Consider the following 25,370-nt stretch of genomic DNA (forward strand, 5'->3'; position numbering starts at 1 on the left):
TTTTATATTTCAATAATATTAGAATTCGTAATCAACTAATGACATGACTTCATACTTCTCTAATTTATCTCTTCCATGTAATCCAGTTAATTCAATGGCAAAATCTAAACAAACTACTTCTCCACCTGCTAATTCCACAAGTTTAGCTACTGCCTCTATAGTACCACCTGTTGCTAATAAATCATCAACTATAGCAACTCTTTGTCCTTTTTTAATAGAATCTTTGTGTATTTGTAATGCATCACTACCATATTCTAAATCATAAGTTATTGAGACTGTTTCTCCAGGTAACTTTCCTGGCTTTCTTACTGGTACAAATCCTATTCCCATAGCATATGCAACAGGTACTCCATAAATAAAGCCTCTTGCTTCTGGTCCAACTATTAAATCAATATTTTTATCCTTTAAATGCTCTACCATCTTATCAATTGAGTATCTTAATGCTTCTCCATCTCCTATAACTGTCGTTATGTCCTTAAAGCTTATTCCATCTTTCGGGAAATTTTCAATTACTCTTATTTTTTCTTTTAGATTCATGATAAATCCTCCATTACTAAAAATTATAAACTATATAATTATTTATCTTACTTTAAATAAAATATTTCAATATTATTTTACAGTAATTATTAAATTAATTATATAGTTATCTTTGATTTATTTAAATATTTAGTTATTTGCTCTGCTCTATCTTTTTTATTAGTTGTTAAGAGCTCTATAATTATGCGTGCATTATCCATCATTCTTACAGCATTTATAGTAGGTGTAATAACATCTATGATTTTTAATATGCACACATCATCCATTTCAACTATACTATAGTAATTCATTATTGCTCTTAGTCCATAATTATTAGTATTTATTAAAAACTTTCTTCCTTCCTTTAAAATAACGCCATTTTCTCCTTTTAAAGGAACCTCTGCCCATTGCTCACCTATAAGTATTAAATCCAAATACTTATTAATGCTCTTTATGTTATAATATATAGCAATTGCTTGCATTAACTTAAAGGTTAAACCACTAATAGATAAATTTTTATATCTATACTGGCAACCCTTTTGATTTGGATTTATGTATATGTAATCTCTTTCAAAATTTACTTCTTTATTTTCCAAAACTATCAAGTCTATCCCAAGATCCCTACAAAGCTTTTCTTCTTTATCTGAGCTTAAATCTATTCCTAATGTAATTAAAAGCTGTCCTCCAAGAAAACTAACATTATTTATTATATTTTCAGAGGTGATTCCTGAATTTAATTCTTCATCATGAATTACATATTCTATATCTGCATTTAAGTATTTAAGTACTAAACTTAAAGACGCTATAGCACACAATCCATCTACATTAGGTACACCATAAACAACTATTTTCTTCCTATTATTTATAGCTTCTACCATCTGCTCCATAGCTTTATTCATATTTTTAAGTATAAAGGGATTATATCCAGTAATATAATTTGGACTATAAATACTCTCCCAAAACTTACGCATTATAAACTCCTCCACAAAACTTAAGAAAACACATATATTATAATTGAAAATCTATAATATTACAAATGTTTTCTAAGAAAAAAATAATAAACCTCCAAAATATTTCGGAGGTTTAACTTTTGGGTTATCTTTATAAAAAATTAAGCTGTTTCTGCTTTACTTTTTTTACCTCTTTTATCTCTTAATATAACCCATATTGGTGAAGCTATAAATATTGAAGAATATGCTCCAGCTGCAATCCCTATAATTAAAGGGAATGAAAACTCTCTAACTGTTGGAACAAATATGTTTACAGCTATTATTGTAATTAAAGTAGTTAGAGTTGTATTTATAGATCTTGACATAGTTTGAGTTAAACTTTTATTAGCTATTTCAGTAGAAGATGCTCTTCTCATATTTTTAAAATTTTCTCTTATCCTATCAAATATTACTATAGTATCATTTATAGAATAACCTACAATTGTCAATACAGCTGCTATGAATGGAGTATTAACTGGAATATTAAATATAGCAAATATACTTATAGTAATTAATAAATCATGTACAAGTGCAATTACTGCTGCTACTCCAAAACTCATCTCAAACCTTATTGCAATGTATATAAGCATAGCTACACAAGCAACTAATAATGCTAGTATAGAATTTCTTGTAAGTTCTTTTCCTACAGATGCTCCAATTTCATCTTGTGATATTAAAGCACTATCCTCTAAGTTATACTTTTCTTGTAAGGCTTTAAAAACCTCTGAAACTTTAGCGCTGTCTAACTCCTTTGCCTTTATTTCATATTGAGTATTATCAGCCTCATTTGTAACTGCATCAGGAACTATTTTTTTAACTATTTCATCTACTTCTGGTTTATTAAACCCTTCCCCTAGCTCAATTACAACCTTAGTTCCTCCTCTAAAGTCTATACCGAAATTAAGACCTCTTGTAATAGTAAATCCTAAACCGATTATTATAACTATCGCTGACAAGGTGAACCAAAGCTTAGTTTTTTCTATAATTTTAAGCATTTTTAGCCCCCCTCTTAACTCTAAATTGTCCTAAACTCTTTAAAAGTCCCATATCTACTGCTAAATTTATTAACATCTTTGTTACTATTAAAGCAGTAAATAAACTTAAAACTATTCCTAACATAAGTGTTACAGCAAATCCCTTTACCGCTCCAGATCCCATAAAATATAATATTAGTGCTGCAATAAATGTTGTTGCATTTGAATCTACAATTGATGACATTGCATTTTCAAATCCACTTTTAACTGCACTTTTAACAGATATACCTATTGAAAGCTCTTCTCTTATTCTTTCAAAAATTAATATATTTGCATCTACAGCCATCCCTATAGTCAATAAGAAAGCTGCAATTCCTGGTAAAGTTAGAGCTGCTCCAACTTCAACAAATACTAAAAGAAGTAAAACTATATATAATGTCAATGCTATAGAAGCAAGTAATCCTGGTAATCTATAATAAACTATCATAAATATAAATATTAATGATATTCCTATAACGCCAGCTTTCATAGCGTTTGGAAGAGCTTCTGATCCTAATTGAGCTCCTACGTTCTTAACTGATACTGCTTTAACAGTTACAGGAAGAGCACCTGAGCTTATTATCCCTGAAAGTTTTGTAGCCTCATCCATTGAAGCCATTCCATTAATAACAGCTTTTCCATCTGTAATTGCTGTTTGAACTACTGGATTTGAAACTACTTCACCATCCATAGATATGCTAATATTCTTACCTATATTATTAGCTGTAACTTCAGCAAATTTCTTTTGACCTTCACTATTCAACTCTAATGAAACTACAGGTCTTGAAGTCTGGTCAATAACAGCTGTTGCTTCTTTAACATCTTTTCCTGTTAAAACAATATTTCCTTCTGAATCCTTAAACTCCAAATTACCAGTTTTGCTTAAGCTGTCAACTATTTCACTTGAATTAAATGCTCCTGGTATATCAACCCTTATTCTTTTTTCTCCTTCTTCTGTAACAACAGTTTCTGCTACCCCTATTTTATTAACTCTAAGTTCTAATAATTGCTTAGTTCTTTGGCGTACATCTGATGGTACATTATCTTCTTGGATTTCCATTAAAACTGAAACTCCGCCCTGAAGATCAAGGCCCTTAGTTATAGCTTTATCAAAAGACTTAAACTCCCATCCTGCTATTTTAAACCCTTTAAAACCTGCAAATGCTAATGAGAAAATAGCAATGACACAGAGTACAAATAATATTGAACTTTTACTCTTACTTTTGCTTCTCGCTTTCATGTTCTTCCCCCTCTGGTACGTTTTCACTTAAATTATATTACTTATGTTAAGTAATATCAACTACTTTTTCGATAGTTTCTATATTATCCCAGTAAATATGTTCCATATTTTATATTAATTATCATCTTATCTTATTTATTATATTATTAACCTAACTATTACTTTGTAAACTTTTATAAAAAATAAATTATATTAATTTCTAATATGTAGTTATAATATCCACCTATAACTTAAAATTTAAAATAAGATAAGAGAACCCTTTAAATTCTCTTATCTTATTTTTTTTATTATCTCGCTAGTTTATAAAAATTAGATTAATTACTACTATGACTAATATACTAATCTAATTTCTAATGAAATTATAGGTTTACTCCCAGCATTCCAGAAAGTAATCCTATAAATATACATAATGCAAATTTCACAAAATCATACATGGTTAATGTAGGTTCTGCACCAAAGATAATGCCTATTATATATAAGGATATGTAAAAAATACACCCTACTGCTAAACCTACAACCCACCCCTTACTACCATATGATTTTACTGCTATTAAAGAGCCAACAATTAAAGCTAGGCATGAAATAACTACATAAATAATATTAAATACTCCTTCACCTAATGTAAGCTTATGCATAACAATCGAAAGTACTGCAGTTACTAAAAATGTAGTCATAAGCGCCCAAACTAATCCTTTTAAGACACTTTTAAAATAATTTGTCCAATCCATAAAAATTTCACCCCCTAGTACTCATTTTATGAGGTATTAGGGGGTATTATTCTTATTCTGATACTTTATTTATTTTTGAAGCTATTCCATTTTTAGATATTCTTATTTTAGTTCTCTCAGCACTTGTTTCAATAACAACATAGTCTTCTTCTACGATTATTATCTTTCCCATTATTCCGCCTCTAGTTATAATTTCATCATTCTTTTCTAATGCTGATACCATTTCATTATATTTTTTAGTTCTCTTTTTTTCAGGTAGTATTAATAATAAATACATAAGACCAAACATTAATACAAATGGTAATACAATTGATAATATTTGTGGCATATAAGTTCATTCCCTTCATAAATATAAGTTATTAAATTTCATAATAAAAACTATATATTATTTATATAGTGATGTCAATTACATTAACAGATATTTAATACTTTAAGCCTTGACATTCCATTCCTTTAATTTTTGTTCTTTAAATTCTTTAAAGTATCCACCATCTATAGCCGCTCTAATATCTTCCATTAATTTATTATAGAAATAAAGATTATGTAATACACAAAGTCTCATTGCAAGCATTTCTTTAGCTTTAAATAAATGTCTTATATAGGCTCTTGTATAGCTTTTACAAGCTGGACATTGACAGCCTTCATCTATAGGTCTTGTGTCTAATTCAAATTTTGCATTCATTAAGTTTATTTTTCCTTCTTTTGTAAATACATGCCCATGTCTTCCATTTCTAGCTGGAAGTACACAGTCGAAAAAGTCCACGCCTCTATCAACAGCTTCTAATATATTACTTGGAGTTCCTACTCCCATTAAATAAATAGGCTTATCTTCTGGTAAGTATGGAACAACAGCATCTATTATTCTATACATTTCTTCATGAGTTTCTCCTACCGCTAAGCCGCCTATTGCATATCCATCTAAATCCATTTGAGTTATTGTTTTAGCATGTTCTATTCTTATATCTTCATAGCAACCACCTTGATTTATACCAAACAACATCTGCTCTTTATTTATAGTTTCAGGATGAGAGTTTAACCTATCCATTTCCACCTTACATCTCTCAAGCCATCTTGTAGTTCTTGCTACTGATTTTTCTACATATTCTCTTGTAGATGGATTTGGAATACACTCATCAAAAGCCATAGCTATAGTTGAAGCTAAATTGCTTTGAATTTGCATTGATTCTTCTGGGCCCATAAATATTTTTTTACCATCTATATGTGATGAAAAATATACACCCTCTTCTTTTATCTTTCTCATTCCTGATAATGAGAATACTTGGAACCCACCTGAATCTGTTAGTATAGGTCTATCCCAATTCATAAATTCATGTAATCCACCAAGTTTTGCTACAACTTTATCAGATGGTCTTAAATGCAAATGATATGTATTAGATAGCTCTACTTGACATCCTATTTCTTTTAAATCCATAGTTGATACAGCACCCTTTATAACAGCACAAGTACCAACATTCATAAATACTGGAGTTTCTATAGTTCCATGAGGAGTTTCAAATCTACCTCTTCTTGCGTTACCATCCTTTTTTAGTAAAGTATATCTTTTCTTACTCAAAATTTCACTTCCTCTTTTTGTTTATTCTTTTATTATCATGGAATCTCCAAAGGAGAAAAATCTGTATCTTTCTTTAACAGCTTCATTATAAGCCTTCATAACATTTTCTTTTCCTGCTAAAGCTGAAACTAACATTATTAATGTAGATTCCGGTAGATGAAAGTTGGTTATAAGTTCATCTATAACCTTATATTTATATCCTGGATATATAAATATATCTGTCCATCCACTTTGCTCCCTAACAAATCCATCTTCATCACCTATAGTTTCCAAAGTTCTTGTAGATGTAGTCCCTACTGCTATTACTTTATTTCCTCTTTTTTTAGTTTCATTAATTAACTCTGCATTTTCTTTATCTAAGAAGTAATATTCTGAATGCATTATATGTTCATTTATGTCTTCAACTTTAACCGGTCTAAAAGTTCCAAGACCTACATGAAGAGTTAAATAGGCAATATTAATACCTTTCGCTTTAATTTCTTTTAATAATTCTTCTGTAAAGTGTAATCCTGCTGTCGGTGCAGCTGCTGATCCTTTCTCTTTTGAATATACAGTTTGATATCTTTCTTTATCTTCAAGCTTTTCTGTAATATATGGTGGTAATGGCATTTCTCCAAGCTCATCAAGAACCTGCTCGAAAATTCCATCATATGAAAATTCTATTATTCTATTTCCTTCTTCAACTATATCAACTACAGTACACTTTAGCTTTCCATTACCAAAAGTAAAACTTTGCCCAATCTTAGCTCTTTTACCTGGTTTTGCTAGGCACTCCCATTTATCTCCTTCTATTCTTTTTAGTAATAAAAATTCAATCTTTCCACCAGTTTCTTCTTTTTCTCCAATCAATCTTGCAGGCATAACTCTTGTGTTATTTAAAACTAAAGTATCTCCTTTATTTAAATAATCTATTACATCATGAAAAGATTTATGCTCTAGCTCTCCAGTTTTTTTATCTAAAACCATAAGTCTAGAAGAATCTCTCTTTTCTAGTGGATGCTGTGCAATTAATTCTTCTGGCAGATAAAAATCAAAATCATTTACCTTCATTTTTTAATCTCCTAATCTTTCTCGTTATTAATTTAAGCTATCTTTAAAACAGCTTTTGCTGTTCTCCAGTTATTTTTCTTTTTCTTTTATTTCTTCCTAAATGCTCGTATGCTTTATCAGTTGCAATTCTTCCTCGTGAAGTCCTTACTATAAATCCTGTTTGTAATAAATAAGGTTCATATACATCCTCTACAGTTCTAAGTTCCTCTCCTATAAAATACGAAAGTGTTTCTATTCCAACAGGACCACCATTAAAGTTATCTATTATTGCTTCTAATATTTTATTATCAACTCTATCAAAACCTTTGTCATCTACCTCTAAAAGTTCAAGTGCTGCTTTTGCTTCTTTATAGCTTATAAGAGAATCAGAGTAAACTTGGGCATAATCTCTAACTCTTTTTAATAGTCTATTTGCTATTCTTGGAGTACCTCTTGACCTTCTCGCAAGTTCATATGCTCCTTCTTCTGTTATATTACAATCTAATACAAAGGCTGATCTTATTATTATTTCTTTAAGTTGCTTTTCTGTATAGTATTGCATATCGCAAAGAACCCCAAATCTATCTCTTAATGGAGAAGTTAACATTCCTATTCTAGTAGTTGCTCCTATTAAGGTAAACTTAGGCAAGTCTAATCTTATAGACTTTGCAGCTGCTCCTTTTCCAATAACAATGTCTAAAACATAGTCTTCCATTGCTGGATATAATATTTCCTCTACATTTCTATTTAATCTATGTATTTCATCTATAAATAAAACATCATTATCCTTAAGTGTTGTAAGTATTGCAGCTAAATCACCAGCTCTTTCTATAGCTGGACCTGAAGTTATTTTAAGTTCACCCTTCATCTCTCTTGCTATAATATTAGCTAAGGTTGTTTTACCTAGCCCTGGTGGGCCATATAACAATACATGGTCTAATGCTTCATCTCTATTTTGAGCTGCCTTTATAAATATATTTAAACGCTCTTTTACTTTATCTTGACCTATATACTCTTCTAAACTCTGAGGTCTTAAACTTAAAGTACTTCCATCTTCAAATATTTCTTGTGGTGTTATTATTCTTTCCATAATTCACCTCTATCCCATAAGAACCTTCAAACAATTTTTTATTATATTTTCTAATGTATCTGTTTTATCTACTTTTTTAAGTGATTGTTCTGCTTCCTTTTCTGAATATCCAAGTGCTAAAAGAGCACCTAATGCCTCTGCTATATTACTTGCATTATTTGGTATTAAATCTTCAAACTCTCCTAAGCCTTCTACTCCTTCAGCTATGTCTTCTTTCTTTATTTTATCTTTAAGCTCTAGTATAATTCTTCCTGCAGTCTTTTTACCTATTCCAGGTGCCTTACACAAATGCTTTTCGTCTCCCATCATTATTGCATATCGTAAGTTATTTATTCTACTAATTGATAATAAAGATAAAGCAGCTTTTGCACCAACTCCATTAATTGAAATAAGTAGCTTAAACATCTCAAGCTCTTCTCTCGAGTCAAAGCCATAAAGTCCTATAAAATCTTCTCTTACTATTTGTTCAAGGTAAAGCTTAACCTCTTCATTAATTTTAGGCATAGATGACATAGTTGCTCCTGATGTAAATATCTTATATCCTATTCCATTATTTTCAACAATAATATAATCCCTATTTATTCCTTTATAGTTCCCTTTTATGTATTCATACATACAACTAACCCCCTCAAATGCCAATAAAGTGTCACTATACTTAATATTTAGATTCTAATCTATACTATACTTTATCATTATAAATAAAATAATTCAAGGCAGAAACAACTCTACAAATTAGTAAAGAGGTAAGATTAAATTAATTCTTACCTCTTAAAACAAAATAATTATTCCAATATTTATCTATTATTACCAATAAAAAATAATGCCAACGTTCCTGGACCTGAGTGTGTACCTACAGCCGGTCCTATATTATTTATAATAACATCTTTAACCTTTGTTTCTTTTAAAATTAGATCTTTAAGCTGCTCTGCTTCGCTTAAACAATCACCATGACTAATAAAAATTGTTTGTTCTTCTGAATTAACAATTCTTTCTTTTAATTTTTCTTCAAGTTCTTTTATTGACTTTTTTCTTCCCTTTACTTTAGAAACAGGAATTAGCCTTCCCTCATCATCAACATGCATAATAGGCTTTATATTAAGCATAGTTCCTACTATGGCAACTGTACTTGATATTCTACCACCTCGTTTTAAATGATTTAAATCATCTACTGTAAACCAATGATTGACTTTTAATTTGTTATCTTCTATCCAGCTTATTATTTCATCTTTACTAGATCCACCTTTAAGCATATTAACAGCATAATAAACAATAAGTCCTAACCCCATAGATGCACTTTTTGTATCAATAACTGTTATATCCGCTGATGGTATTTCATCTTCTACAGCTTCCTTAGCAATTCTTGCACTATTTACACATCCACTTAATGCTGATGAAAAACCTATATATATAATTGAATAGCCTTCACTTGAATATTTTTTAAAGGCTTCTGTAAAAGTATATGCATTAACTTGTGATGTTGAAGGCATTTCACCAGCTCTAATCATATCATAAAATACGTTATAATTAATGCTTTGCCCTAAATCATCTGGTATATCCTCTCCTTTTAGATTGACTCTAATAGGCATAACTTCTATATTATTTTCTTTGACGAAATCTATAGGCAAATCACAACAAGAATCTGTTAAAATAACTATCTTCATAGTCAGCTCCTCCCAAAATACATTTTTATAAATTTCTAATATGTTTTTAATTATACATCTATATTTATAGTTTTTCTATGAAGTTTATAAACTAATTTTAATATTACACTCTATAATCTACTACAACTCTCTTTTCCACTACTTCTTTTATAAACTTTACAACCTTAAGATGTTCTTCATTACTTTGGTAACTATCTAAATCTTTCTTAGATTTAAAAGTTGAATATAAAACTACATCATAAGCTTGACTAGACTCCTCAAAATTTATACCTACCTCTAAATCTATTACTACATCAATTTTATCTTTTAATGCTTCTATTTGCTTTTTTATTTCCAAGGCATTATATTCTTTAGTATTTCCTTCTACTTTTTCTTTTAATCTCCACATTACTACATGCTTAATCATAAATTTTCTCCTTAATTAATAGTTTTGATTTCTTTCTCTAATAATTTACTATAGTTATTAAAGTTATCCTTACAATATCTTTGTAAATAATTTACTTTATTCTTTTATTATTTTAACACAATAATCTCTATTTAAATATATTTTATAAAAGAAAAAGCACTATTTAAGTGCTTTTTCAAATATCTTCCTCTTTACTTTGCCTTGAAATATTTAATAAAATACCGAGAGCTCCTAAATTAAATACTAATGAAGTACCTCCATAACTTATCAGGGGCATTGGAACTCCTGTTACAGGCATTGATCCTGTTACAACTGCAATATTTATTATAGCTTGTATTGCAATTACAGAAATTATTCCAATAGCTAATAAATACCCATAGTTATCTCTTGCTTTAATTGCAATTGCAGTACCCTTAATCACTATAAACATAAATATAGAAATTATAAATATACATCCTATAAGCCCTAGTTCTTCTCCTATTATAGCAAATATAAAGTCATTGTGGGGCTCTGGCATAAAAAGTGCTTTCTGTCTTGAATTTCCCAGCCCTACTCCAAAAAGCCCTCCCGAACCTAGTGCGTAAAGAGATTGTATAAGCTGATAACTATTTCCTGATGGATCAGCCCATGGATTTAAAAAACTTGTAAGTCTATCTAATCTATAACTTTCTACAAGAATTAGACTTATCCCTGCTACTAGTCCAACTGGAATTAGAGATAATAAATGGCTAATTTTTGCTCCACCAACTAATATCATTATAAAAGCAACCATCATTACAATTGCGGTAATACTTAAATTTTTCTCTAATATTATTAAACCTGCAAATACAGCTGCTATAGCTAAATAATATAAAGTTCCAGCCTTAAATTCTTTAATTTTTCCCCTTCTCTTATCAATAAGAAGGGCTAAATATAATACTAAAACATACTTAGCAAGCTCCGAAGGTTGAAAAGATAATGGTCCAAGTTTTATCCATCTACGTGCTCCATTTATTTCTGCTCCAATAAATAAAACAACTACTAGACAAACTATAGTTCCTATAACTAACCAAGGTGTTATCTTTTTATAAAAATGATAATCTATAGACATGGTAAAAATCATTCCTGCTATACCAACAATTGTCCATAAAACCTCTTTCTTAAAGAAAAACTCTGTGCTTTTGCTTTCAGTTTCATATAAAGCATAATAAGAACTTGAAGAATACACCATTACAACTCCTATAAATAATAGTATAAGAATTGCACATAGCATACTATAATCTATACTTTCCATTCTTACCTTTCTTTTTTTTCTTATATTATTATAGCTTTTCTTTCTCCCCTTTATATTTAATTCTCTAACTTTATCCATTTTATCTCCTACTATCTAATTTATTTCAAATCTAACTTTACTTTAGTTCCCTTTTCAATTAGCTTTCCTGGAATGATATCTTGACTAGCTATAACTCCATCACCATTAGATTTATAAGCTATTCCAAGCTTATTTAAAATAGAAACCGCCTCTTCTAATGTTTTCCCTTTTAAATCTGGCATTATAAGCTTATTAGCGTCACTTTTTGAATTCTGTAGATTTATACTTATAGTTGATCTTTCTTCAACTAATGATCCTGGATAAGGATCCATATTTACTACCTTTGAACCATTTCCTTCTATTTTTATATTTAAACTACTATCTTCTAGTATCCTTTTCGCTTCATCAATAGATTTACCTCTTATTTCAGGAACAACCACTTTAGACTTTTCTAAATATCTTTCAGCATATACTTGTGAGTCCATATAAGTAAACATTTCTCCCAATAAAGATTTTAGAAGTGGAGTTGTTACTGGTCCTCCATAATATTGCCCTGCACTTGGATCTTCAACCTTTATAAATATTGTAACTTGAGGATTTTCAACTGGATATAATGCAACTACAGATGCTATATATTTATCTGAAGAATATCCTCCTAATACAGGATCAACTTTCTGAGCTGTTCCAGTTTTTCCCCCAACTCTTCTTTCTTTTCCCATAAAGGCTCCTATTGGTTGTCCTTGGTTTATAGTTCTTTCTAGATAATCTCTTAATACCGCTGTTGTTTGTTCAGATACTATACCTTCTTCTATAGTTGGCTTAAATTGTTCATCTATTACCGTAGTTCCATTCTCAGCATAATGTGTAATTTCTTTCATAATATGAGGTTGAATTAGTTTTCCACCATTTGCTATAGCATTAAATGCCTTCATAAGTTGGATACTACTTACAGTGTTTGTTTGCCCAAATGAAATAGTAGCTAAATCCATTTCACTCATATCACTTACAGATTTAATAATCCCTTCTGATTCACCTGGCAAGTCAATTTTAGTTAATTTTCCAAAGCCAAACTTATCTATATATTCTTTTAATTTTGCACTCCCTAATCTTGCTCCAACTTCCATAAAGCCTACATTACAAGAGTTTTGTAATATTTGTGGAAGAGTTTGAGCTCCATGTCCTGATGTGTTCCAGCACTTTATAGTTGTTGAGCCAAATTTTAATCCTCCACTACAATAAAATGTATCACTTTCATTAACTACACCTTCTTCTATAGCTGCAGCCATAGTTATATTCTTAAATGTTGATCCTGGCTCAAAGGTATTACTTATAGCACTATTTCTAAACATATTTTCAAGTTTTTCAGAATCATTTTCTCCACTGAATTTTTCATATTCCTCATATGGATTATTTGGATTAAAATCAGGTTTATTTACCATTGCTAATATTTCACCATTATTAGGATTCATAACAATAATAGAAACTTCCTTTGCCTTATTATCTTGAAACCCTTTTTGAGCTACCTTTTCTGCTATTAACTGAATAGAGTCATCTATAGTTAACATAACATCCTTACCGTTAATTGGACTTGTATACTTTACAGTTTGATATGGAAGTTCTTTTAAAGTTCCATCTATCTCTGCAATTTTATACCCTGCAATTCCTCTTAATTCAGTATTGTATTGCAATTCTACTCCATTTAGTCCAGTATTATCAGAATTAACACCACCTAAAACATGAGATAAAAAATTATTGTTAGGATAATACCTCTTTGGATTAATAGATATTACTACTCCATATATATTTAAAGCCTTAATTCTATCTGCTACTTCTTTTTCAATTCCCGTTACTAATGTACTAGTTCTTACTTGTACTCCATTTTCATTAACAGGATTTAACTTTTTCTTAACTTCTTCAATAGGAACTCCTGATGCATCAGATAAACTTTTAGCCACTTCATCAACTGTTGTCTTTTCATCTTCTATATGTATGCCTATAGCTTCTAAATCTAAGTCAACTCTATATACATCTATTGAAGTTGCAAGTATTGATCCATTTCTATCTTTTATATCACCTCTATCAGCTTCTACTGTTACTTGTGAATTCCACTGTCCTTGTGCCATATGTTTATACTCTTTATTTTTATATATCATTATATATGTTAGTCTTATTATTAAAAGTAACAATACTATACAAATACTTATACTACTAAAAAAAGCTCTTTCTCTAGAATGACTTTTTTTAAACTTATCACTTCTTACCTTAGTACTTTTATTTTTCCTGTTCATTCTTCTCCCCCGTGGTACTATTTTAGAATTTGCTAATGATAGGTTGTCCTATTAATTATATCAAAAACGCTTTTATTATGTAAATTATTTCCTCTATATTTAACTAAATAAAAAGTAAAAGTGGATTTCCACCTTTACTTATTTACTTTTGAATAAATCTAAATATTCTTCATAGCCATTTTCTTTCATCTCATTTTTAGGTATAAACTTTAATGCTGCCGAATTAATACAGTACCTAAGTCCACCTAATTCTTCTGGACCATCACAAAATACATGTCCTAAATGTGAATCTGAGCCTGTGCTTCTTACTTCAGTTCTAATCATTTCATGACTTTTATCTATTTTTTCTTTAATTAAATTTCTGTCTATTGGTTTTGAAAAAGCAGGCCATCCACAACCTGAATTAAACTTATCAGTTGAAATAAATAAAGGTTTTAATGAAACTATATCTACATAAATCCCTTCTTCAAAATGATTGTTGTACTCATTAAAAAAAGGTGGTTCGGTACCATTTTCTTGTGTAACTTTGTATTGCATTTCTGTTAATCTATTCTTTAATTCCTCTTTATCTACTTTATTCATATTTCATCCTCCATTTATATTATAAAGGCATTTAATAAAAATTTCTATTTATTCTTAGTAATAAATATTCTTTTAACAACTGTTTGAGGTGGCATAGACTTAGTCATTGCTTCACTTACTCTCATATAAACTAAATCTCCTTTTTCAATAACTATATCTTCTTTTTTATCATTAGAAGAGTTCATAACTTTTGTATCCTCATTAATTATTCCAACAACTGTTATTTTATTTACTTCTTTACTCTTAATATATCCTTCTACAGTAATTCTTATAGACTTTCCAGCTGTATCCTTTTGAACCTCTAATACTTCACCTATAACAACTGGACTTTTAGGTGTCATACCTTTTTCTGGATTAGCACCAACTAAAACTCCTGTAAATATTATTATTGAACAAACTACTAGTAAAAATTTTTTTAACTTCATGAAAGTTTCCTCCTTACATTATAATCACTAATAGTTTTGTCCTATTTCTTATAAATATTCATATCCAAACTTTAGAATTATTTTATAGAAACATATGGGTTATCTTTAATATAAAATCGCCAAAGAAAATCTCGTGCTTCTTCTGAATAATCTATTCCAACCCTTTTTGTTTCTACTATATCAAAATTTTTATAATTATTATATTCTAAATATAAATCTTTCTTCAAGTATAATTTTTTACAATTATCATCTTTATTAATATTTAAAGCTATACATAATTTAGATGGTCCATTAGTTAAATTTCTTTTTTGAGCTCTTGTTAATTCTTCATAATTTTTATTAAACCTAATCTTTGATATATAATCTAAATTATCAATTGGCTCTACAGCTCTTATTAGTACAGCTTCTGGCTCTTCTTGTATGTTAGTTACAATATTAAAACAATGATATAATCCATAAATAAAATAAACATAAGATGTTCCACCTTCTTCATAAAGCGGTTTTGTTCTCTCTGTTCTTTTATAATTATATGCATGACAAGCCTTATCTATAGCACCTATGTAAGCTTCAGTTTCTACTATTTTAGACTTTATCTTTATTCCATTTACTTCCCTAATTAAATATTCTCCTAAAAGATTTTTCGCTACTTCAATAGCTCCCTTATTATAAAATTCTTTTTCTATAATCATCTACTTATCTCCATATTAAAACTCTATAAGATTATTATCTATTATATCATTATATTTATTCTAAGAACCCTTAATTTTTATTTTTATAATTTTACCCTAAAAAAGACAAAAGAGCCCATAAAAGCTCTTTTGTCCTTGCTATTTTAAATTATTAAATGAATCTTTAGTTAAATTTATATTTTTATAATTTATATATATGTCATAATTTATTGTAGATACTTTTATATAAGGACCATTCCTACTTTGAAGATAGAGCTTTACCCTTTCACCATTTTCCAAGGTAAAATCTCCTTTCTTTACGGCACCACCAGAGCTATATCCATTATTTTTTATATGAATTTTAGGTATATCTTCTACAAGCTCTATTGATTCTATGTCTTCTCTTTTTATAGTAGTTCCATAACTTCCATCTATAATTATAACTTCTTCTTTAACTATAATATCATTTGGTTCATTTCCAAATGAAAATGTAATAATTAAAATTGAAAATACTATAAAACCTATAACTACCATTACAATTATTTCTGCTTTACTTTTTTTATTATGATCAAACTTTTGAATATATATTAAATATCCAAATACAATAAATAAAAATAAATGGTATCATGGAAATCTTGAAATATTCTGAACTTATAACTCCTAAAAATAATACTATTGCTATAAGATACAACATTCTTGCCATATGCTTTGCACCTTGTTCAATGTCTATTTTTGCCTTTTTCTCTTTAGATTCCATATTATAACCAGATATTAGCCAATAACATTTATACTTACTAATTGCTAATCCAATTATTATAAAAATTATGCATATAACTGAAATCATTATTACTGGTCCCATATAGCACCTCTATATTAGATATGACTATAAAAGTTATAACTTTTACTTTATATGGTTAATTATAACATTTTTAATCATATTGTCAATGTTGTTATTGGATATATTTTACCATTCTATTGTCAAAACATTTACTTCATCCTTAATTAATGAAACTTTATATCCTTCAATAACTAACCAAGATAATAACTCTTTTTGTATTTCTTCATCACTACACATAAGTATAGCCGATACCTTATTTATATTAGATTCCTTTGCATAATTAATATTATCTAATATCTTTCTTTTTTGATTATTCATTATTTCTAAATTCATCTTAAATACTCCTATTTTTAAATATTATTTAATTGATTTTACTAATATAATATTTATTCATCATAATTTATTATTATGTTAATTATTTTTATTTTATAGGAAATATTTATACAAACCATTACTACATGTATAATTTTATAAAAAGGGATACTTATAAAAGAACAGGTTGTTCACTTTATTTATATGATTTAAATATGCTTATAGATACTCCTGAAGACATAAACTATCAATTAAATAGATGAAGTTATAAAAATAAAAAATAAGTATAATATAAAAAAATCCTCATAACTTACTTAGAGGAAATTTGGTAAAAGCTTTAATGATTATTTAAAACTTAAAGAAACACTAAAAGAATATAATATAGATTTTGCATATTACAAAACAGGAGATAAGCTAAAGGCTTATCTCCTGTTTTATAACTCCTATTGCAACCCCTAAAATACTAATATCTTTCCCCTCTATTTCAATAGGTGCATACATAGAGTTTGCAGGCATTAACATAGGTATTTCTTTATTTAAATTTAAAGTTTTTAGCGTAGCTTCTCCGTCTAAACTGGCTGCAACTATATCATTATGATTTGCAGTTTCTTGCTTTTTAACTACCACTAAATCACCATCACATATATTTTTTTCTACCATTGAATCACCTTTTACTCTTAATATAAAGGTATCCTTACCTCTTTCAAGCCATTGCCTTGGTATATAGAAACTTCCCTCAATATTATCATTCATTTCAATAGGTGTTCCAGCTGCTATATTATTAAACATAGGAATATCTTGTAATTCATCTTCATCATAAAAGCTTTTCTCATCTATAAAAATTTCTTTTTGCGGAGCTGCTGTATCTATATTAAAATTTACTATAGATTTATTTTTAAGGTTAATATATTTATAATTTTCTATTGTATTAAGCTCTATTTTCTTTTTATCTTCATACCTTGTTTTAAAATTAAAGCTTCTCCCCTTGAAATCTATTCCTAATGTATTTAATTTTCTTCCTTTTATAATCCAAGAATTTTCTTTATTATGTAATTCACTATTTACTATAAATATAAATGATGAATGTGCTTTATTTTTATAAATACTTCTTACAAAGTCTATTTCTCCTTTTGTTAGAACTTCACTATCATCTAAAATTATATGACTGTATACCCCTCCATGAAGCTTAATATAAGAGACAGCAAATAAAGTATGATCATACTCGTCCATAATACCTTCATTTATTAATTTTTCATTATATAAATCTTTAATTGAATATAAAGCATTTCTTGTATATGAATTTTTCTTTATCCTACCTGCTCTACCTTTTCTATCTACATCATTATAATATTCTCTAGAAAAATTAGATGCTTTAATCCAAAGTATTTCATCCATTATAAAGTTATTTGAAGCTTTAGAAATAAATTTAGATTTTTTAGAAAATATATCAATACTATTTTTTAATGTTCTTAATAACTCCATTGATTTATCTTTATTTATTACTTTTAACGCTAGTCCTTTTTCTCTTCTATAAGCTTTAGAATATGTATTTATAAGTTCTTCTATAGTTAAAATACTTACTCTTTCCTTTTCTAAAGAAAATAGTGAGTAAAAATAATTTTCATTACTTTCTTTTTTATAAAGATTTATAGCTTTTGATGTTTTATTATAATCTGAAGTTATAAATAATATTTTATCCTCTTCATAAATACAGTAATTATTCTCTAAGTTTATTGCTTTATATATTGAAGCTGTGCTTTTTCCTGTTCCTTCTTTACCTTTTAAAAGCTGATATCCTGAAGTTTTTTGCTTTATAAATCTATTTTGAACCTTTGAAAGTTCCATTAAATTTCACCACCTTAGCTTTCTATCTTATGTATTCTTTATTTTATAATATATTCTGGTGCAATTTATGTCAAACAGCAGAGATTAAAATCCTTATTATTAATTTTTTATAATTTGTATATACATAGATTAATTGTATTAATCTATGCTTTTTGGTATAATATAGCAGACTAATATTGGAGGTATTTTAAATGAAAGACTTAGGAGTTTTAATTTATTTAGACTTTTTAAAAATAAAAAATTTCTTTTTACAAATTTTTTATAACCCATTGTTATTTTTGAAAAAGCTTTTTTCAATAATCATTTTCTTTGGAATTTGTTTTTCATCTCTTATAATTTCAGCCTTTAAAAACAATTCTAAAATATCTATAAGTGCTGAAATGCAACAAATCTCTCTAGGTGCAGTAGCACTAATAACTCTTATAACAATGTTATTTGTTATAGCTTATTATCTCAATGATTACTCTCCAAGTAATTTTTCTGTTTCAGATATAAGCTATCTTTTTCCTTCACCGATAAATAATAGATTAATATTATTTTACTCAATGGTTAGAAGTGCTATAAAAGGCGTAGCTAGTTTCTTTTTAACTATTCTATTTATTATTTTAATGCTTTTAGCTAGTACTAACTTATCATTAATAGGATTGTTACCTATAGCCTTAGGTTTCTTTTTTATATTTTTATTTTTTATTTCCTTATCATATTTACTTTTTGCAATAAAAGTTAAGACAGGCTCCGTTAAAAAACTAAAAATAATATCTTATATAATACAAGGTATTGCAGGTATTATTATTTTATATTTTTTATATAAATTATGGAAAATGGATTTTGATATTAAAGCCTTATTATTATATATTTCTAATAGCTTATTAAATAAAATACCTATAGTATATTCTGTTGTAAACTTTATTTCATTACTTCTTACAGAAACAATGAAACCACCTTTTTTAGATATATTTTATTTATTTGTTTTAATAGTATTTAATTGCTCTTTATTTACTTTTCTTAATGTAGACTATTATGAAGAAATTGCCGAAAAAGTTTCTACACAAAATGAAAAAATTAAACAATTAAAAAGCAACAAAAAAGATGTTCATTCTCAAATAGAAAAAGAGATTAAACATGTTAATTTAAAAGGAAATTCCAAAGAAAGATGGGGTGTATTATCACTTTACTGGAAAGCCTCTGTAATTAGAAAAAGAAAGCAAAGGCCTGTAAAAAGATACTTATTATTTATTTTAAATATAGCTATTGGTATTGCCGGTGGATACTTTACATTAAATGGAAAACAACTTCTTGCACTTACAGCTATATCAATAGGTACTTCTTATATTGTATTAATTTTTTCTAGTTTTTCTGAACTTTCAAGAGAGTTAAAGAATGTATATATATACCTTATTCCTGGTAAGCCAATACTTAAAATTCTTTCAACAATTTTAGATGAACTTTTGGTTTTACTTATAAGAGTTAGCTTAATGATTATACCAGCTATTATATTAGATACTAAATTTTTGATTCTAGGTATTGGAATTTATATTATTACCTTAGCTCTATGCCTAGTTGTAAAATTGTTCAATTTAATAACTATACTTCTTATGCCAAAAGATAATGAATCTGGTCCTGGTATGATTGCAACTATTGTATTAATGATACTTATAATGATACCATTTGCTGCAGCCATTGCAACTTATGGTATAACTAATAATCCATATATAACCTTTGGTGTTTTATCAGTTGTTATAGGAATTTATATCTCATTACTTATGATTTTATGTAATAAGATTTTTGATTATATAGAATACTAATTTAGGAGGATACTTATGTTAGAAATTAAAAATTTATCTAAATCCTTTAAAAAAAATAAAGCAATAGATAATGTATCTTTTTCATTAGATACTGGAGAAATCGCTATTTTATGTGGCCCAAATGGAGCAGGAAAAACTACAACCCTTAAATGTATTCTTTCCTTATTAAGAAAGGATTCAGGAGAAGTATTAATAGATGGAAAGTCTACTAAAGACAGAAATATTCGTGAGACCTTAGCTTATATTCCTGAAACACCTGACCTTTATAACCTACTAACAGTATGGGAGCATTTTAAATTTATAGCTTTAGCCTATAATATAAAAGATTGGACAAGTAAAGCTGAAGATTTAATGTCTGTTTTCAACTTATCAAATAAGAAAGATGCTCTAGCAAAAGATTTATCAAAGGGTATGAAACAGAAGGTTTCTATTATAATGGCATTAATTCATAATCCCAATATACTATTAATAGATGAACCTTTTGTTGGACTAGATCCTAATGGTATAAAAGAATTTAGAGAAATGCTTGCTAAAATAAAAGAATTAGGTAAAACAATATTAGTAAGTACTCATATACTAGCTTCAATGGAAGAAATAAGTGATACTATGATTTTAATGAAAGATGGAAAAATAGTGGATTCTGGAACTAAAGAATACTTAAAAGAAAAATATGAAGAAGAAGGTAATATAGAAAACCTATTCTTCAAAATTATTGATAACGCTTAGTTAAAATATAAAATGGATAATACTTAACTTTAAGTATTATCCATTTTATATTTATCATGAACTATATCTAATGTTGCTACCATAGGATAATGATCTGAAGGATATTTTCCTTTATTATTATAATCTAAAATTTCTGTATCAATTATATTAAATTCCTCTGTTACAAATATATAGTCTATATGAACACCATTTTTATTCCCCTTAAATTTACTCATGGTTGTCATATTATAGATTTCTTTTTTATGTTCTTGAACTGCAATAAACTTTCTTTTATTATATTTCCCTTCTGAAAAATTCTTTATAGCTCTGCTATTAGGGCTTGCATTGAAGTCCCCCATTAAAATTGCTGGATAATTATCTCTTTCATACTGCTTTTCCATATACTCACCTATTTTTTTCAATCCATACTCTCTAGCTTTTGAAAGAAAAAAATCTAAATGAGTATTGTACACTCTAATTATATTGCCATTATCTAGTTTTATTAACGCTGTAGTGCATATTCTTGGATAAACAGAATACCAAATAGAGCTTCCTATTTTATCTGGGTTTTCAGAAAGCCAAAAAGTATTATGCTCTAATATCTCATGTTTCTTAGATACTAATATATCATTCCTCTCAATAAAGTATTTTGCACTTCTAGGGCTTCCAACTATATTATATCCTTTTATTTCCTTAGATATATCCTTAAACATTCTATTATTTAATTCTTGTACACCTATTATATCCCATTCATTATTATTAAGAATATCATATACAACTTCTTTTCTTTCATTCCATCTATTATTTATATCTAATAAAAAATCTGTTCTTAAGTTAAAGGTCATAACCTTCATACTTCTACCTCACGTATTTTAATTAAGTTACTTTGCTTCTATAGTTAATCTTTCTCTAATTTTTATTTTATCTAAAGAGTAACTCGCAACTAAGAATATTATACCACTTCCTATTGGTTGTATTATATCTATAAAGAAAGTTGTAAGCGGAGCTATAAAATTTCCTGACATAACTGCTCCTGCTAAATAGTATCCAAACCATCCTACTATTCCTGCAATAAAAACTGCTGATACATTTCTCTTATCTAATATATTCTCTGTTTTAGAAGTAAAAAATATAACCATTAATGGCTTAATTATTATTGTTGGTATTACCCAAACCATTCCTCCAGATAATATATCTGCAAGTCCTCCTCCTAATCCAGCCGCTAACATAGCATATGGAGTTGGTAACATAACTGCTGCTAGATATATAAGTGCATCTCCAAGATGAATATATCCCCCATTAAAGCCTGTAGGAATATGAAATAACGCTGTTGTTACACAGATAAATGCTGCAAATAAAGCTGTTAATACTAGATTTTTAGTTTTAATATTTGTTTTCATTTATTAAAATCAACTCCTTTAAAAATAGTTCAAATATAATTCCTTCTTTAGGGTTAGTCTTAAATTTAGTAGTATATTGAATTGCATTATATATAAATTCAGTAGCCTTTTCTATAGAAAACTTAAAGTCATGATTATTTAATAATAATCCAATAACTACTGAAGTAAAAATATCTCCTGTACCACTATAAGATTCATTATTAAACTCTGATTTAACTATAAAAAATTCATTATTTGATTTGTTATATGCAAAATTATAAATACTATTCTCTTTTATAATTCCTGTAATAATTACTTTGCTTGGACCTAGTTTACTTATATCCTTAGCAATATTTAATATACTCTCATCACTCATGTTGTACTTATTATATTGATTTCCAGTTAATATACAAGCTTCGGTAAGATTAGGTGTAGCAATATCTGCTATAGATATTAACTCCTTCATTTTGTTACACATATTTTCTGTATACGTATCGTATATTATTCCATTATCACCCATAACAGGATCTATAACAATTAGTGATTCTTTATGCTCTCTTGCAAAATCTAAAACTATATTTATTTGCTCTTCTGAACCTAAAAAACCACTATATATACAATCAAAGTTTAAATTCAAAAGATTCCAAGCCTTTTTATAGCTTTCCATTTCACTCGTTATATCTAAAAAAGTAAAATTATCAAACTCTGTTTGAGAAGAAAGAATGGCTGTTGGAAAAGGGCAACACTGTACCCCTAGTGCCGATAATATAGGTATTGCTGCTGTTAAAGAACATCTTCCTATTCCTGATAAATCATTTATTGTTGCTACTTTTTTTATTTCCTTCATAAGTGCACCTACTTTTGTTTTAACTATTTATTTTATAATAATCCAACAAATTTATTTTGTCTATTGTATGGATACAATGCTAATTAACAATATACAATTTATAATAAAAGCATAAAACTTAGTTTTTATATTTAATATAATAAAAAGTAGTTAAACTTTTTAAAAGCTTAACTACTTTTTAAACTAAAGATTCATTAATTTACTTAATAATTCATTGCTTCTATTAATAAACTCATCCATTTCTTCAGCACTTAGTTCTTTATTTGATATCAATGCTAAATCTAAAACATACTTACATATTAAAAGCATATCATCCTTTTTAGATTCATAATCCGCTGAAGCTAATTTTTTAATTATTGAATTATTATTATTTACTATTAAAGTTTTTTCTTCCATAAACATATTTGGCATTTCCATTCCACCAAACATCTTGCTCATTTCAGCCATTCTTCTTGATTGTTCTGATACTAATATCATGGCAGGAGTTCCAGAATTTTTTAAGTTTTCAACTTTAATAGTATTTACTTTATTTGAAACAGCTTCTTTAAATAATTCTTCTATTTTAGAATTTATTTCTTTTAGGTTTTCTTCATCTTCTTTATTTTTTAATGTTTCTGATATATCAGAGTCTATTCTTGTAAAAGTTACTCCAATTTCTTTTGTTTCTAAGAAGCTTATAAAATGATTATCTATTGAACAATCTAAAATCAATGCATCTAAATCTGCTTCTTTAAACATTTTTATATATTGAGATTGTTGCTTTTCATCTGTTACATAGAAAACTTTATTTTCATGCTTATCTTTATTATTTTCTAAGTATTCTTTTAATGTTATATACTCTCCATTTAGACTTCTAAAAATAATTATATCTTTAATTTTTTCATAGAAGCTTTCATCTCTTAAGCAACCATACTTAATAAATATTTGAATATCCTTCCAAAAGTTATTAAAGCTTTCTCTTTCATTTTTATATAGTCCAACTAATTTGTCTGCTACCTTTTTAACTATATGCTTAGATATCTTTATAACATCCTTATCCTTTTGAAGAAAACTTCTTGATACGTTTAAAGGTAAATCTGGACAATCAATTGCTCCCTTTAATAATAATAAGAAATCTGGAATAACCTCTTTTATATTATCAGCGACAAAAACTTGATTGTTGTAAAGTTTTACTTGACCTTCTGTTGCTTCTAGCTCATGCTTTAACTTAGGGAAATACAGTATACCTTTTAAATTAAATGGATAATCTACATTTAAATGAATCCAAAATAAAGGATCATTAAAGTCTAAGAATACTTTTTTATAAAAATCCTTATATTCTTCATCAGTACAATCCTTTGGAGATTTCATCCATAATGGATTTGTATCATTTAATGGTTTCTTTTCTTCTTTCTCTTCTTTGCCTTCTTCTTCTAAATAAATCTCAGTTGGTAAGAATGAACAATATTTATTGATTATCTCTCTAACATTACTAATTTCTAAGAATTCAGTACTATCATCATCTATAAATAATGTTATTGTAGTACCTCTTTCTTTTCTATTTTCTGATGGAAAAATTTCATATTCAGTTCCTCCATCACAAACCCAGGCTACAGCTTCTGCTCCTTCAACATAGGATAAAGTATCTATTTGAACTTTTTTTGAAACCATAAAAGCAGAATAAAATCCAAGTCCAAAATGGCCTATTATATCTTTTCCTTCATCCATTTTATCTTTATATTTTTCAATAAAATCTTCTGCTCCTGAAAAGGCAACTTGATTTATGTACTTTTCAACTTCCTCTTCAGTCATACCAATTCCATTATCAATGAATTTAAGGGTTTTATTTTCTTTATCTACAGAAACTAAAACTTTATATTTTGCATTTTCATCTTCTTTTGCTTCTCCTAAAGAAACTAACCTCTTATGTTTGCTTATAGCATCGCATCCATTACTTATAAGCTCTCTTATAAAAATATCTTTGTCTGAATATAACCATTTTTTAATTATTGGAAAAATATTTTCAGTGTGTATTGAAATATTACCTCTGTTCTTATTCATAAATTATCCCTCCTCTTTCCTAAATATTTTATTTAAAATAAATTTTTATGTCAATATTTACTAAAGTTCATTTTCCTCCTAAAATCATTTTCTATAATAA

Annotated in this window: 27 protein-coding genes; 2 read left to right on the forward strand and 25 right to left on the reverse strand. The window is 27.7% G+C overall.

Annotated features, from left to right (window positions below; all coding sequences use genetic code 11):
• Window positions 1–18: 18 nt before the first annotated feature.
• The 21 genes from ACZJV1_RS11700 to lexA form a co-directional block, all read right to left on the reverse strand.
• Window positions 19–537: an adenine phosphoribosyltransferase gene (locus tag ACZJV1_RS11700; protein WP_411168080.1), complete on the reverse strand. Its 519-nt coding sequence runs from the start codon at window positions 535–537 to the stop codon at window positions 19–21.
• A gap of 98 nt (window positions 538–635) precedes the next feature.
• Window positions 636–1,487 carry a DHH family phosphoesterase gene (locus tag ACZJV1_RS11705; protein WP_460287519.1) on the reverse strand — a complete coding sequence of 284 codons (852 nt, stop codon included), beginning with the start codon at window positions 1,485–1,487 and terminating at the stop codon, window positions 636–638.
• 140 nt (window positions 1,488–1,627) lie between these two features.
• Window positions 1,628–2,500 carry a protein translocase subunit SecF gene (gene secF, locus ACZJV1_RS11710; protein WP_411168082.1) on the reverse strand — a complete coding sequence of 291 codons (873 nt, stop codon included), beginning with the start codon at window positions 2,498–2,500 and terminating at the stop codon, window positions 1,628–1,630.
• A complete protein-coding gene (secD, locus tag ACZJV1_RS11715; RefSeq protein WP_463650233.1) occupies window positions 2,493–3,758 on the reverse strand; it encodes a protein translocase subunit SecD in 1,266 nt (421 codons plus the stop codon). The genes secF and secD overlap by 8 nt, the downstream gene beginning before the upstream one ends.
• A gap of 359 nt (window positions 3,759–4,117) precedes the next feature.
• Complete coding sequence (locus ACZJV1_RS11720; RefSeq protein WP_411168084.1) at window positions 4,118–4,486, reverse strand: TIGR04086 family membrane protein; 369 nt, start codon at window positions 4,484–4,486, stop codon at window positions 4,118–4,120.
• A gap of 52 nt (window positions 4,487–4,538) precedes the next feature.
• Window positions 4,539–4,814, reverse strand: a complete 276-nt coding sequence (yajC, locus tag ACZJV1_RS11725) for a preprotein translocase subunit YajC (protein WP_411168085.1) — start codon at window positions 4,812–4,814, stop codon at window positions 4,539–4,541.
• 102 nt (window positions 4,815–4,916) lie between these two features.
• Entirely contained in the window at window positions 4,917–6,059 is a 1,143-nt protein-coding gene (tgt, locus tag ACZJV1_RS11730; RefSeq protein ID WP_463650234.1) for a tRNA guanosine(34) transglycosylase Tgt, read from the reverse strand.
• Window positions 6,060–6,080: 21 nt separating this feature from the next.
• A complete protein-coding gene (gene queA / locus ACZJV1_RS11735; protein ID WP_463650235.1) occupies window positions 6,081–7,109 on the reverse strand; it encodes a tRNA preQ1(34) S-adenosylmethionine ribosyltransferase-isomerase QueA in 1,029 nt (342 codons plus the stop codon).
• A 43-nt stretch (window positions 7,110–7,152) separates the two neighbouring features.
• The gene (gene ruvB / locus ACZJV1_RS11740) at window positions 7,153–8,178 is read right to left on the reverse strand and encodes a Holliday junction branch migration DNA helicase RuvB (protein ID WP_411168088.1); all 1,026 of its coding nucleotides are present in this window, start codon (window positions 8,176–8,178) and stop codon (window positions 7,153–7,155) included.
• Window positions 8,179–8,187: 9 nt separating this feature from the next.
• Window positions 8,188–8,793 (reverse strand): Holliday junction branch migration protein RuvA, encoded by a 606-nt coding sequence (ruvA, locus tag ACZJV1_RS11745; RefSeq protein ID WP_411168089.1) that lies wholly within the window; start codon window positions 8,791–8,793, stop codon window positions 8,188–8,190.
• A 179-nt stretch (window positions 8,794–8,972) separates the two neighbouring features.
• The gene (locus ACZJV1_RS11750) at window positions 8,973–9,839 is read right to left on the reverse strand and encodes a DegV family protein (RefSeq protein WP_463650236.1); all 867 of its coding nucleotides are present in this window, start codon (window positions 9,837–9,839) and stop codon (window positions 8,973–8,975) included.
• Window positions 9,840–9,942: 103 nt separating this feature from the next.
• The gene (locus ACZJV1_RS11755) at window positions 9,943–10,245 is read right to left on the reverse strand and encodes a Dabb family protein (protein ID WP_463650237.1); all 303 of its coding nucleotides are present in this window, start codon (window positions 10,243–10,245) and stop codon (window positions 9,943–9,945) included.
• A gap of 175 nt (window positions 10,246–10,420) precedes the next feature.
• Window positions 10,421–11,596: a stage V sporulation protein E gene (gene spoVE, locus ACZJV1_RS11760; protein WP_460287527.1), complete on the reverse strand. Its 1,176-nt coding sequence runs from the start codon at window positions 11,594–11,596 to the stop codon at window positions 10,421–10,423.
• A gap of 20 nt (window positions 11,597–11,616) precedes the next feature.
• Window positions 11,617–13,824 (reverse strand): stage V sporulation protein D, encoded by a 2,208-nt coding sequence (locus ACZJV1_RS11765; protein WP_460287528.1) that lies wholly within the window; start codon window positions 13,822–13,824, stop codon window positions 11,617–11,619.
• 138 nt (window positions 13,825–13,962) lie between these two features.
• Window positions 13,963–14,406: a peptide-methionine (R)-S-oxide reductase MsrB gene (gene msrB, locus ACZJV1_RS11770; RefSeq protein WP_460287529.1), complete on the reverse strand. Its 444-nt coding sequence runs from the start codon at window positions 14,404–14,406 to the stop codon at window positions 13,963–13,965.
• A gap of 44 nt (window positions 14,407–14,450) precedes the next feature.
• Entirely contained in the window at window positions 14,451–14,831 is a 381-nt protein-coding gene (locus tag ACZJV1_RS11775) for a hypothetical protein (RefSeq protein ID WP_463650238.1), read from the reverse strand.
• Window positions 14,832–14,908: 77 nt separating this feature from the next.
• Complete coding sequence (locus tag ACZJV1_RS11780) at window positions 14,909–15,520, reverse strand: DNA-3-methyladenine glycosylase (protein ID WP_463650239.1); 612 nt, start codon at window positions 15,518–15,520, stop codon at window positions 14,909–14,911.
• Window positions 15,521–15,658: 138 nt separating this feature from the next.
• Window positions 15,659–16,033, reverse strand: a complete 375-nt coding sequence (locus ACZJV1_RS11785; RefSeq protein WP_463650240.1) for a hypothetical protein — start codon at window positions 16,031–16,033, stop codon at window positions 15,659–15,661.
• 34 nt (window positions 16,034–16,067) lie between these two features.
• Window positions 16,068–16,358: a DUF3784 domain-containing protein gene (locus ACZJV1_RS11790; protein WP_463650241.1), complete on the reverse strand. Its 291-nt coding sequence runs from the start codon at window positions 16,356–16,358 to the stop codon at window positions 16,068–16,070.
• Window positions 16,359–16,463: 105 nt separating this feature from the next.
• Entirely contained in the window at window positions 16,464–16,670 is a 207-nt protein-coding gene (locus ACZJV1_RS11795) for a hypothetical protein (protein WP_463650242.1), read from the reverse strand.
• A 393-nt stretch (window positions 16,671–17,063) separates the two neighbouring features.
• On the reverse strand, window positions 17,064–18,494 hold the full coding sequence (lexA, locus tag ACZJV1_RS11800) for a transcriptional repressor LexA (protein ID WP_463650243.1): 1,431 nt from the start codon (window positions 18,492–18,494) through the stop codon (window positions 17,064–17,066).
• A 191-nt stretch (window positions 18,495–18,685) separates the two neighbouring features.
• On the opposite strand from lexA, the gene ACZJV1_RS11805 reads away from it, so the two are divergent.
• On the forward strand, window positions 18,686–20,299 hold the full coding sequence (locus tag ACZJV1_RS11805) for a putative ABC exporter domain-containing protein (protein WP_463650244.1): 1,614 nt from the start codon (window positions 18,686–18,688) through the stop codon (window positions 20,297–20,299).
• Between the two features lie 15 nt (window positions 20,300–20,314).
• Window positions 20,315–21,025 carry an ABC transporter ATP-binding protein gene (locus ACZJV1_RS11810; RefSeq protein WP_463650245.1) on the forward strand — a complete coding sequence of 237 codons (711 nt, stop codon included), beginning with the start codon at window positions 20,315–20,317 and terminating at the stop codon, window positions 21,023–21,025.
• Between the two features lie 29 nt (window positions 21,026–21,054).
• Here ACZJV1_RS11810 and ACZJV1_RS11815 read toward each other — a convergent pair whose 3' ends face one another.
• From ACZJV1_RS11815 to htpG, 4 genes are all read right to left on the reverse strand, one after another.
• Window positions 21,055–21,858: an endonuclease/exonuclease/phosphatase family protein gene (locus ACZJV1_RS11815; protein WP_411168102.1), complete on the reverse strand. Its 804-nt coding sequence runs from the start codon at window positions 21,856–21,858 to the stop codon at window positions 21,055–21,057.
• Window positions 21,859–21,885: 27 nt separating this feature from the next.
• Window positions 21,886–22,404 (reverse strand): TIGR04002 family protein, encoded by a 519-nt coding sequence (locus ACZJV1_RS11820; protein ID WP_411168103.1) that lies wholly within the window; start codon window positions 22,402–22,404, stop codon window positions 21,886–21,888.
• Complete coding sequence (locus tag ACZJV1_RS11825) at window positions 22,388–23,230, reverse strand: pyridoxamine kinase (RefSeq protein WP_463650246.1); 843 nt, start codon at window positions 23,228–23,230, stop codon at window positions 22,388–22,390. The genes ACZJV1_RS11820 and ACZJV1_RS11825 overlap by 17 nt, the downstream gene beginning before the upstream one ends.
• 183 nt (window positions 23,231–23,413) lie before the next feature.
• Window positions 23,414–25,270: a molecular chaperone HtpG gene (htpG, locus tag ACZJV1_RS11830; RefSeq protein ID WP_463650247.1), complete on the reverse strand. Its 1,857-nt coding sequence runs from the start codon at window positions 25,268–25,270 to the stop codon at window positions 23,414–23,416.
• Window positions 25,271–25,370 lie beyond the last annotated feature (100 nt).

The organism is Clostridium sp. LS3, assembly GCF_055330225.1.